Source organism: Lacihabitans sp. CS3-21 (genome assembly GCF_024343675.1).
Taxonomy (GTDB): Bacteria; Bacteroidota; Bacteroidia; order Cytophagales; family Spirosomataceae; genus Leadbetterella.
The window spans coordinates 1-2,075 of the sequence record NZ_RJUD01000057.1; the positions used below are offsets into that span (position 1 = coordinate 1).

A 2,075-nucleotide genomic window follows, 5' to 3' on the forward strand; every position below is an offset into this window, starting at 1 on the left:
TTATAGAAATCCATCACAATAGTCAGTATTCGACCCCGAAGGGGTCGTACATTTACATCAAAATTCTCTTTTTATAAAAATTAAATTCCTTCGGAATGGGAATCGACAAAGTGATATAAAAAAGACCTTGAAAAAAGTGTCAAATGTTTATGATAAAACAATCCAATGTAAAGAATTCGACCCCGAAGGGGTCATATGTTTATAAAAATCCACCAGAATAGTCAGTAATCGACCCTGTAGGGGTCGTACATTCACATCAAAATTCTCTTTTTATAAAAATCAAATTCCTTCGGAATTAAAAAGAACAAAACAAAAACCTTGAAAGGGTCACATCAGTCTGCATATACTCACTCGCATAAAAATTGCAATCCTTACAATTATAATGGATTTACAAATTCATCATTTCTATTATGGAAACATCAAATTGTTTATTTTAACCACCAAAATCTTACACCGAACAAAAATAAATAAATGAAATCACGCAATTCTACAAATAGATTTCGGAAATTGACAATAGCTTACTATTTTTGTCAAGCAATTGGGGTCTTTGCCCAAAATTAAATTATTTATAAGCCAAAAATGAGAGAAATTCAATTTAGAGATGCTGTAAAGGAAGCGATGTCAGAAGAAATGCGTCGTGATGAAACAATATTCTTAATGGGTGAAGAAGTAGCTGAATACAATGGAGCCTACAAAGCCAGTCAAGGAATGTTGGATGAATTTGGACCCAAAAGAGTTATCGACACGCCAATTGCTGAACTAGGTTTTGCTGGTATAGGTGTTGGTGCTGCTATCAATGGTTGTCGTCCGATTATTGAATTCATGACTTTCAACTTTTCACTTGTTGCTATAGATCAGATTATCAACAGTGCAGCCAAAATAATGGCCATGTCTGCTGGTCAATATTCTTGCCCAATCGTGTTTAGGGGTCCAACTGGTAATGCTGGACAATTAGGAGCTCAACACTCTCAAAACTTCGAAAATTGGTTTGCCAATACGCCAGGTCTTAAAGTTGTGGTACCATCTAGCCCATATGAATGTAAAGGACTTTTGAAAGCATCTATTCGTGACAATGACCCCGTTATTTTCATGGAGTCTGAACAAATGTATGGTGACAAAGGAATGATTCCAGATGGCGAATATATATTGCCAATTGGGAAAGCCAACATAATTCAGGAAGGAAAAGATGTTACGATTGTATCGTTTGGAAAAATGATTCCTAGAGTGGTTTTACCAGCAATCGAGCAACTTGCCAAAGATGGAATCAGTGTTGAATTGATAGACCTTAGAACAGTAAGACCTATTGATTATCAAACAGTTGTAGATTCTGTAAAGAAAACCAACAGATGTGTAGTTGTAGAAGAAGCTTGGCCATTGGCTGCTATTTCATCAGAAATAACTTATCATTTGCAGCGATATGCTTTTGACCATTTGGATGCTCCGGTTATCAGAGTTAACAACATGGATATTCCTTTACACTACGCTCCTACGCTAATTGAGGCTACTTTGCCAAACGTGGCTAGGACGATTGACGCTGTAAAAAAGGTTTTATACAAAAAATAATATTTACGATAAATACTATAAAAAAAGGAGCATTCGCTCCTTTTTTTTATTTTAGTGGATTAAAAATCAAATCCCTGTAATCTTCCATTGATTTTTTAATGACTTCTCCAGCTCCTTGTTTACCATATTCATATGCTATTTCGCAATGTTGAGGTTCTCCTGGCAGATTTTTGTAGGTTAGAAAATAATGCTTTAGCTTTTCAATAACACCACCAGGCAATTCAGAAATATCGTTAAAGTTGCCGTAAATCTGGTCGCCTGTTAATACTGCTATTATCTTATCGTCGGCCTCACCTTTGTCAATAAAACAAAATCCGCCAATTGGCTTAGCTTGTAATAATATATCGCCATGAGGTATATGATGCGACGATAACACACAAATATCTAAAGGATCCCCATCACCCACTTTAATGCTTGTTGCACCCTTTTCTCTTGCAAACTCTGCCACTTTATCACCACAATAGGTCTGCGGAATAAATCCATACAAAGCTGGAACGATATTAGAATATTTT

Annotated in this window: 2 protein-coding genes; one reads left to right on the forward strand and one right to left on the reverse strand. The window is 35.9% G+C overall.

Features of this window, described 5'->3' with window-relative positions:
- Positions 1-579 precede the first annotated feature (579 nt).
- Positions 580-1,563 (forward strand): pyruvate dehydrogenase complex E1 component subunit beta, encoded by a 984-nt coding sequence (locus EGI24_RS14300; protein WP_255048067.1) that lies wholly within the window; start codon positions 580-582, stop codon positions 1,561-1,563.
- A gap of 46 nt (positions 1,564-1,609) precedes the next feature.
- Here the strand turns inward: EGI24_RS14300 and EGI24_RS14305 are convergent.
- On the reverse strand, positions 1,610-2,075 hold a 466-nt coding region (locus EGI24_RS14305), incomplete at its 5' end, for an inorganic diphosphatase (protein ID WP_255049139.1).

Bases quoted from the DNA above. Each gene is read 5' to 3' on its own strand.
- EGI24_RS14300 (WP_255048067.1), top strand. From the start codon at position 580: ATGAGAGAAATTCAATTTAGAGATGCTGTAAAGGAAGCGATGTCAGAA.